This is a genomic window from Reichenbachiella agariperforans (assembly GCF_900142205.1).
Taxonomy (GTDB): domain Bacteria; phylum Bacteroidota; class Bacteroidia; order Cytophagales; family Cyclobacteriaceae; genus Reichenbachiella; species Reichenbachiella agariperforans.
On record NZ_FRAA01000001.1, the window covers coordinates 1,192,203 to 1,200,600 of the forward strand.

8 protein-coding genes are annotated in these 8,398 nt (G+C 42.4%); 3 read left to right on the forward strand and 5 right to left on the reverse strand.

All coding sequences use genetic code 11. The features are described 5' to 3' along the window. Positions 1 to 73: 73 nt before the first annotated feature. Both BUB99_RS04625 and BUB99_RS04630 read left to right on the forward strand, forming a co-directional pair. A complete protein-coding gene (locus tag BUB99_RS04625; protein ID WP_073119805.1) occupies positions 74 to 553 on the forward strand; it encodes a C40 family peptidase in 480 nt (159 codons plus the stop codon). 79 nt (positions 554 to 632) lie between these two features. Further along, positions 633 to 977 carry a hypothetical protein gene (locus BUB99_RS04630; protein WP_073119807.1) on the forward strand — a complete coding sequence of 115 codons (345 nt, stop codon included), beginning with the start codon at positions 633 to 635 and terminating at the stop codon, positions 975 to 977. A 36-nt stretch (positions 978 to 1,013) separates the two neighbouring features. Here BUB99_RS04630 and miaA read toward each other — a convergent pair whose 3' ends face one another. Beyond that, on the reverse strand, positions 1,014 to 1,928 hold the full coding sequence (gene miaA / locus BUB99_RS04635; RefSeq protein WP_073119808.1) for a tRNA (adenosine(37)-N6)-dimethylallyltransferase MiaA: 915 nt from the start codon (positions 1,926 to 1,928) through the stop codon (positions 1,014 to 1,016). Positions 1,929 to 2,161: 233 nt separating this feature from the next. Between miaA and BUB99_RS04640 the strand changes: the two genes are divergently transcribed. Then, positions 2,162 to 2,542, forward strand: coding sequence for a DUF1987 domain-containing protein (locus tag BUB99_RS04640; protein ID WP_073119810.1), 381 nt, complete (start codon positions 2,162 to 2,164; stop codon positions 2,540 to 2,542). A gap of 31 nt (positions 2,543 to 2,573) precedes the next feature. On the opposite strand, the gene BUB99_RS04645 is transcribed toward BUB99_RS04640, so the two are convergent. The 4 genes from BUB99_RS04645 to BUB99_RS04660 all read right to left on the reverse strand — a co-directional run bounded on the left by BUB99_RS04645 (position 2,574) and on the right by BUB99_RS04660 (position 8,183). Next, entirely contained in the window at positions 2,574 to 3,914 is a 1,341-nt protein-coding gene (locus tag BUB99_RS04645; RefSeq protein ID WP_073119811.1) for a dihydrolipoamide acetyltransferase family protein, read from the reverse strand. 60 nt (positions 3,915 to 3,974) lie between these two features. Beyond that, positions 3,975 to 5,225 (reverse strand): competence/damage-inducible protein A, encoded by a 1,251-nt coding sequence (locus tag BUB99_RS04650; RefSeq protein ID WP_073119813.1) that lies wholly within the window; start codon positions 5,223 to 5,225, stop codon positions 3,975 to 3,977. Between the two features lie 815 nt (positions 5,226 to 6,040). Further along, on the reverse strand, positions 6,041 to 7,324 hold the full coding sequence (locus tag BUB99_RS04655) for a hypothetical protein (RefSeq protein WP_073119815.1): 1,284 nt from the start codon (positions 7,322 to 7,324) through the stop codon (positions 6,041 to 6,043). Between the two features lie 169 nt (positions 7,325 to 7,493). Further along, on the reverse strand, positions 7,494 to 8,183 hold the full coding sequence (locus BUB99_RS04660) for a hypothetical protein (RefSeq protein ID WP_073119816.1): 690 nt from the start codon (positions 8,181 to 8,183) through the stop codon (positions 7,494 to 7,496). Positions 8,184 to 8,398: the final 215 nt, after the last annotated feature.

Consider the following 8,398-nt stretch of genomic DNA (forward strand, 5'->3'; position numbering starts at 1 on the left):
GCGAGTATTAGCTGCAAAGTAAGGCAATTGACAATGGCATAATACTTGGATACCTGATAAAGAAAGTGCTCGTATGCAAAAAATTTTAATACTCTTCTTAAGTATCACCGTGATGGGGTTCTCTCAGACAGCACATGGGCAGAGTAAAAAAAAGAAAAAGAAACTACGTGAAATCAGCCTCGTCATCTCTACAGCAGAAAGTTATACAGGCACCCCTTATCGATATGGCGGCACCTCTCAAAGCGGCATAGACTGTAGTAGTTTGATTCAAAACTCCTTCTCACAAGCAGGATACACAATACCTAGAACTTCCAAGGATCAATCTAAATATGGGAAAAAAGTAAATTGGAACAGACTCAAACCAGGAGATGTTGTCTTCTTTAAGTTCAAAGAAAAAAGAAACAAATGGTATCATAGTGGACTCATTACCTCGGTAGACCAGGATCACATCTACTTCATCCACGCCTCTAGTTCACGAGGAGTGATTCAGTCCGACCTCACGAGCAACTACTACAAGTCTAATATCAAAACGTTTAGACGCGTCATCAAATAGTTTCAACTTTATTCGATTTGTTTGAGGTTAAATTTTCCTTCAGTTGTAAGTTTATGTAGAAACAAAACCTGTCATTAACATGAAACCACTACCTACCTGTATTGCTACTGTTTTGTTACTATCTCTCTGTCATTTCTCTTGGGCACAGGATACTTCAGAGATAGATATGGATGAGTATTTTTCAGAACTCAATTTAACCACCGATCAAAAAACCACCTTCGACGAAATCACCGCCGAATACTACAGTGGTCTACAAGAGGTGCAAACCAACGAAACCTCTAAAGTCAAAATGTACAAAGGCTACAAAGCACATAAAAAGACCCGAGATAGTAAAATGAAGAAACTCTTATCTCCTGACCAGTTCGACTTGTACGCTACAAAACAAAAGGCACTAGAAAAACAGGCAAGAGAGGAAAATAAATAACAAAGAGTACAGCAATCACAACATAGCGAGTGAATATCAACCTGCTCGCATTTTTTCATCTATCATCCTGATCATTTCTTCCAGCTGAGTCCGCTGAAACCACACAAAAGACTCGTCCCTTTTGAACCACGTCATCTGTCGTTTTGCATAACGTCGAGAGTTTCGCTTAAGGAGTCGAACAGCCTCCTCATAATCATAGTCTCCACCCAAATAGCCGAAAATCTCCCTGTACCCTACTGTCTGCAGTGCATTTAATCCCTTCTGAGGATACAATGCTTTAGCTTCATCAAAAAGACCCGCAGCAATCATTTGATCCATCCGTTGGTCTATCCGTTCGTATAGTACAGCTCTGTCCTCCTCAATACCTATTTTAATCACCTCATAAGGGCGACTGGTCTGCGTCTGGGCACTTCGGTAGTGCGTGAATGGCATCCCAGTATGACGCGTAACCTCCAATGCCCTAATGACACGTTGATGGTTTTTTCGATCTACCTGATCGTAGTAGACGCGATCGGAACTTTGAAGCTCTTCGAGCAAAGGCACCAAACCGTTTTGCTCAAACTCTCGTCTCAGCTGTACCCTAACATCCTCTGGGATAGTCGGCATATCATCGAGCCCTTCACACAAGGCTTTGATGTACAGTCCTGATCCCCCGACGACAAACACAACCTCATGCTTTTGGAAGAGCTCTAGCAATAGGGCGTTTGCTTCTTCAGCAAAATGTCCCGCATCATAATCCTCCGTAATACTATGTGAATCCACGAAGTGATGCGGCACGGCAGCTAGCTCCATTGCGTCAGGCTTAGCAGTACCGATCTCCATCTCTTGATAAAACTGCCTCGAATCTGCCGAAATAATCTCCGTATGATAATGCAATGCTAGATCAATAGAAGTGGCCGTTTTGCCTACAGCTGTAGGTCCAGCGACCACCACTAGTAGAGGTTTTTTCATCCTTCAAAGATAGGTAGCTACCTATGTATAATCTCAAATAAATTTAGTTATTCAAAACAAAAAAGATATATTAGCAAAGCAGCACTTGGGCTTCCCGTCTATTTTTCGAATTGATAGGTTGTCTATTAGCCGACAATAAGAAATCTGTAACATACCTACCTAGAATGCAACCAATTACTCAATCAAACAGTAGGACTAGCACCTCTAATACGGATAGAGAGAAATCGTCTCCCATGAACAAGATCATCTATAGACCTACACGAACAACCCCACTCATATTTTTTGACCCAGCTAGAGGACTGCTCGAACTCAGAGGAAAATCTAGCCCCGAAAATGCCATCGGTTTTTACACCGAACTCATCAACGGTATCGTGGAATTTGCTGATGGAGGAACCAAAAATCTAGTCGCCAACTTCAAGTTGGAGTACTTCAACACCAGCTCCTCGAAGTGCATCTTTGACATCTTGAAAAAAATTCTTCTGGTAGAGCAAAACGGAAACAAAGTATCTATCAACTGGTACTACGAAACCTACGATGAAGACATGCAAGAGGCGGGAGAAGATTATGCTGATCTACTCGGAGCTACATTCAACTATATAGAAATAGAACTTTAGTTAGGCTTAGCTAAGTCTAACTAAAGTGAATTTATATTGATCGAGTCGTATCGAACTGCTCTAGATAGTCTGCTACTCGACGAACGAACATCCCTCCTAGTGCCCCGTCTACCACTCGGTGGTCATAGGAGTGTGACAAGAACATCTTGTGACGAATACCGATGAAGTCTCCCTCAGCTGTTTCTATCACACTAGCTTTCTTCACGATCGTGCCCAAAGCCAATATCCCAACCTGTGGCTGTACGAGTATAGGTGTTCCCATCACATTGCCAAAAGACCCGACGTTAGACATAGTGTAGGTGCCGTCACTGAGATCATCAGCGGTAAGCTTATTGTCTCTACCCCGTCTCGCCAGATCATTCACCGCAAAGGACAGCTCCTTGATAGATTTTCGGTCTGCATTTTTGATAACTGGGACGATGAGATTGCCCGATGGTAGTGCCACTGCCATACCAATGTTGATATTCCCTTTCTTGACGATGGTATCTCCTTCGACCTGTACATTGATCATAGGGTAGTCCCTGATCGCACTGGCGATGGCTTCTATAAAGATCGGTGTAAAGGTCAACGCCTGACCATACTCATTCATAAAAGCCTTCTTGTGCTGATTTCTCCAGTTGACCACTGACGTCAAATCTGCCTCTACAAATGACGTGACATGCGGCGCAGTCTGAACCGATGAGAGCATACGATCAGCGATCATTTTCCTCATTCTGTCCATCTGAATGATCTCATCCTCTCCTGTAAATATGGCTGGAGTAGGTTGATTTCCAAATTTCGGTTTCGGCTTACTACTTGACTTGGATTTGATCCCTGGCTCAGAGCCAAAAGTCTTCGGATTCTTGTCTCTCAGTAGCGCCATGACATCCCGTTTGGTGACACGACCTTCCTTGCCTGTCCCTTGTAGGTTATCCAATTCTTGGATACTGATCCCCTCTTCGCGTGCAATCGTCATCACGAGTGGTGAATAAAACTTACCTACCTCAGATTTTTGTGTTTGGGTCTTAGGTGCTGCTGGTTTGACTGCAGCAGCAGAATGTTTTTCTACTGCATCGACGAGTAAGGTTTCGGCAGCCGCTGCAGCAGCGATTTCCTCCTCCAAAGCGTCTTCTTTCGCAGCTACTTGACTATCATCCACTTCGATGACAGCAATGGCTTTCCCTACTTCCACGACATCTCCTTCGTTGGCCAAAATCTCGAGCAATACACCCGAGTAAGTAGAAGGTACTTCTGTGTCTACCTTGTCAGTAGCTACCTCCAAAACAGACTCATCCTGTTCTATATTTTCTCCTACTTTCTTCAACCACGAAAGGATCGTTCCTTCCATGATACTTTCACCCATTTTGGGCATTACCATTTCTACATGAGCCATAACCGTGTCAATTTCATTTTTTGGGAATATGCCGCAATATAGGCTATATCAGCCTAAAAATCACGCTTCGATTAACGTTTGACGGATGAAGTCTAGGGCTTTGACACCACTGTATTCTATATTGAGAATGCGCGTACCAGGTGATTGAATTTTTCGCGTTTTAACTGTCCCACCAAAGGATATTGCCATCCATACCATACCTACAGGTTTTTCTTCTGTACCTCCATCCGGACCTGCGATCCCTGTCAAAGATATTCCTAGGTCTACATTTAGTTTTTTCCGTATTCCTTCCGCCATTTCTTTGGCAGTTTCTTCACTCACTGCACCGTGCTTTTCTATGGTTTTGGGAGAGACGTTGAGCTCTTGAATCTTCACTTCATTTTGATAAGCTATCACAGAGCCCGTGTAGTAATCCGAACTCCCTGACACAGAGGTGATCTTGTGTGCCAAATACCCGCCGGTGCAACTCTCTGCGGTGGCGATAGTCAGGCTTTTCGCCCTGAGCAGTTCACCAACTGCCTCTTCGATTTCCAAGTCTCCAAAACCATACACGTAGGATTGTATCGTGGGCAATAGCGCTGCGACTTGCTCCTCCATCTCAGCCTCTAGCACCTCGCGCTCCTCTCCTACACCTGTGAGTCGCAACCGCACCTGCGCCTTGCCTGGCAAATAGGCCAAGGCCAAGTGTGTAGGCAATGCATTTTCCCAACGGGCAATCTCCTCAGAGAGCCACGACTCTCCGATCCCTATGGTACGAATCACTTTGTGAATAATAACAGGAAGCTGAAAACGCTTTTTGATCTTAGGCAAGATGGTCTTGGTCATCATCGCCTTCATCTCAAAGGGTACACCAGGCATAGACACCACCACTTTCTTGTCCCTATCAAACCACATCCCAGGAGCTGTCCCCCGCTCATTGGTGATCTTCGTCGAGCCTTTGGGCAAAAAGGCCTGTTGGCGATTGATCTCGGTGAGTTCTTTTCCAAATCGCTTGAAAATATCCTCCACGTCCTCCAATGCACTTTGATTCAGCTCCAGCGGCATCTCAAACATAGCTGCTAGGCTGTGCTTGGTCAAATCATCCTTGGTCGGCCCCAACCCCCCAGTGACAAACACCAAATCGGATTGCGCGAGCGACTCATTCACTGCTGTTTTGATCACCTCCGACTGGTCAGAGATCGAGTATTTTCGTCTGACTTTGACGCCTATGTCGTCCAACTGCTGACTGATCCACTGCGAATTGGTATCCAATATCTGACCATACAGGATCTCATCCCCGATGGTAATAATCTCTGCATAAATTTCTCTCATTCCTAAATCCTAGTTAGAGGCACAAATTTTATTCGTCCCTCATGCTTATACCCGAGCAACAAAAATAGGTTGGAAAATAATACCAATAAACTGGAAAGCATCTTTTCCAAAGTTCGGCCTTTTGTCTCCTCAGTAGTCCGAGGCTCTGGCAGTGACTGGAAATACAGCTTTGAAAAGTTAGACTGACCACTCTCCGGCAGACAGGTAAGATTATCCGCTTACCGCTGGGGATTCTCTGATTGTCTGCATTTGTTGTGAGCAACAATGTCTCTTATATCTGAATCCGTCTCGTTTCGATAAATATTCAGATATTCCTTGTCGTAATCAAAAGGTTCAGTGTTTTCGGGGGTAAGGGCAGAAGAGAATGATGATTTACCTGACCCGTTACAACCAGCAACTACGGTTAGAATGGGTTTATCCATTAAACTGAGGTGCTGTCTTTGGGTTTTTAGTTAATTGGCCGTTCTTGAGCTTGTCTTCATAGGTCTTAATCTCTTCAATCACCTTCGGCATTTTTTGAGAAATTCTTGATTTAATCTCGTTAAGGTATGATGATTTTGATTCCTTTGTCATAATCGAAAAGATAGCAATTCTACGAAAAATATTTCTTGTGTATAGCGATCCTGTATGAATCGTGCGTTTTAGTGAAGATAATGTTTCGTCTATTAAATAGCCAACTCTGCGAAATGGGCTATTACCTTTTTTATTTCTCAATTAGGCCAATTCTGCGAATTGGCGGGGCTGCCATAATGCAGAAAACTTCCCTCTAGCATTGTCCAAGCATGATTTTATCACAGCTTGTTAGCAACATTTTTTTAAAAGTGATAATATTCCGAATAATTGAAGTCTTTCGGTAACATCTTATCACAGACTTCTTTGATTTTTTTGTTCGTGTACTTCGCTTGGTTTCTACTATTAATTTGTGAGTTACCGTTTATTCCCTCAATTAGTTTAATCAATTGATCTGAAGAGAACTCCTTTAAGTAAGGATCAATTCTGTTGTAATAATTTCTATCGGCACTATCAAAAGATCCACTTTTAATAAATGTAATAATGCAGATGTCAAGAAGTTCGTTTCTCATGTCGTAATCATTTAAGAGTGATTTCAACAATTCAAAGTATTCTTGTTCAACGTAAAAGCGCTCTCCTTTTTCGATTGAAGGTATTAAATGATCAATAAAATTCTGAAAAGAATCATATGCAAACCAGCTTATGAAAAGCAGGTTTATAGAACTTTTTATTTCATAGTTGATTTGATCCTGATTAATAACGCTGAGCGCTTTGTAAATAGAAGGATGGTAGAAACAAAACCGAATGGCTAATTTTAAACATTCACCATCAATAATTCCGTTGAAATATGTTTCTTCATCTTTTAAAAGTTTAATTATTTCGGTTTCGTTGATTTCGAAAAGGATATTTAAACATTTGTAATTAACAGCTCTGTTTTCATTACATTCTTCGTTATCTAGTTTAAAAACAAGCTTCCACATTTTTTTAAATATGTCACTAATTGTTTCTTGACGAAGGTTTTTGAGATACTTAGCATTTAAAAAACGAGCTAGTTCTGTATCATTTAAAAATCGATTTTTATTAGTTGCGAGATCAATAGTCAACTCATTGAATATTTTAGTTGACATAATTGAAGGTTTAGTTAAAATGCCTTCAAGCATATTCTTGATGTGAGCTTTAACAGTCTCTTTGTTGGGTTTGTATAATAATGAAGTTTGATTCAGTACAGGGTGTGCTGACAAATGTCGATGCTTTTGTACTTGGTTAATGTTTTCAACATCAGACACTTCCAATAACTTGGTCCTTTCAGAAATTAACTCAACAATTTTGTTTTCCCACTCAGAAGATTTTGGGTTAGTCTTTTGTAGCTTCTCTATCTCAATTAGTATTTTCTTGGCCGATTCATCATTATAAACATCTCGTAGTTCTTCCAATTTGTATATCAAATCACAAATTACAACTGAGTATAGCATGACTATGGAAGACCGATAGCTATTAGCATAATATGACTGAATCACTTCATGAAAATACTCTTTCGTTTTTGAGTTATATATACTGTCAATTAAATAGTCAATGGAGTGTTCCTTCATTATTAATTTTCATTGTGGCTAACAACCGAATATAGTTCACCCTGCACTTTATATCTACTATGTTTTTATTTAATCTATAGATTTCCTTGCCTACAATATAATGAAAAGCGCAGCTGCCCACCCTACATGGCGTCCAGCTGCGCTTTTGGTTTGTGTAGTTCAGCGTGTCTCAACCCTCACCCTCGGGCTCTTCGTCCTCGGTGCTTGGTTTGGCATTGCCGGGGATGCGGTAGCGTTCGCGCTTGGCGGGATCATCATCGTAGATGAACTCCGCTGCGTTGTTGATCTTTCGGTCTGTGTCATAGATGGCATTGAGGCGGGTGACGCGCGCCTGAGTGGCTGCACTGCGGCCTCCCTTGCTACTCTCCTGCGAGATATCAGCGGCAGAGAGTGCATCGGCGATGGACTTGACGCTGTCTAGGAGATCGACGGGTACTTTGGCAGCCTCTAGCGGTGCCCTCAACTCCGCCACGACGGCAGCTAGCGTGTTCATATAGACGACCAGTTCTGGCTGTCTATCTCTAACTTTCCAGTACTTGACCAGTTGGAAGCGCTTGAGCGAAGCAGGGTCTTTTTCGAAGGTCTTTTTGACCCAGTAGCGCAGCGATTTGGTGGCTTTGTCGGCGCGTTTCATTTCGTCGAGGAGGGACTGTGTCTTTTCGCCCACTTTGCCACGTGCCACATCATCTCCACCTTCTTCGAGGGTCTCGCTGTACAATCCCGATAGCTCGGTAATGAGCGCTTCGTCTAGGTCTGGGTCAAATGCTGTAAACTGTGGTAGATCTGTTTTGATGGTCTCTAGCAAGACCCCAGTGTGCTGTAGCAAGCGTGCGTCGGAGATATTATATATCCTAGTCATGGTTGGTTTAGTTTAGTGAATAATTTAGTTTTTCTAAAAAGGAAGATAAATAATTCTGGTAAAAGTAAAACTACCTATATAATATTTTTCATTTTTTTCTAAGACGTCTCCGTTAGCCAATGGTTAGGGTCACATAGTGAAACCATCCGCTGTGACAGTCAATGCTTCGGTTCACATAGTGAAACAATCCGTTGGGTTAGTCAATGGTTCGGGTG

What these genes read in the sequence shown, in the direction of transcription:
- BUB99_RS04630 (WP_073119807.1), top strand. Translation starts at nt 633, where the DNA reads ATGAAACCACTACCTACCTGTATTGCTACTGTTTTGTTACTATCTCTC.
- miaA (WP_073119808.1), bottom strand. Translation starts at nt 1,928, where the DNA reads ATGAAAAAACCTCTACTAGTGGTGGTCGCTGGACCTACAGCTGTAGGC.
- BUB99_RS04655 (WP_073119815.1), bottom strand. Translation starts at nt 7,324, where the DNA reads ATGAAGGAACACTCCATTGACTATTTAATTGACAGTATATATAACTCA.
- BUB99_RS04650 (WP_073119813.1), bottom strand. Translation starts at nt 5,225, where the DNA reads ATGAGAGAAATTTATGCAGAGATTATTACCATCGGGGATGAGATCCTG.
- BUB99_RS04645 (WP_073119811.1), bottom strand. Translation starts at nt 3,914, where the DNA reads ATGGCTCATGTAGAAATGGTAATGCCCAAAATGGGTGAAAGTATCATG.
- BUB99_RS04625 (WP_073119805.1), top strand. Translation starts at nt 74, where the DNA reads ATGCAAAAAATTTTAATACTCTTCTTAAGTATCACCGTGATGGGGTTC.
- BUB99_RS04660 (WP_073119816.1), bottom strand. Translation starts at nt 8,183, where the DNA reads ATGACTAGGATATATAATATCTCCGACGCACGCTTGCTACAGCACACT.
- BUB99_RS04640 (WP_073119810.1), top strand. Translation starts at nt 2,162, where the DNA reads ATGAACAAGATCATCTATAGACCTACACGAACAACCCCACTCATATTT.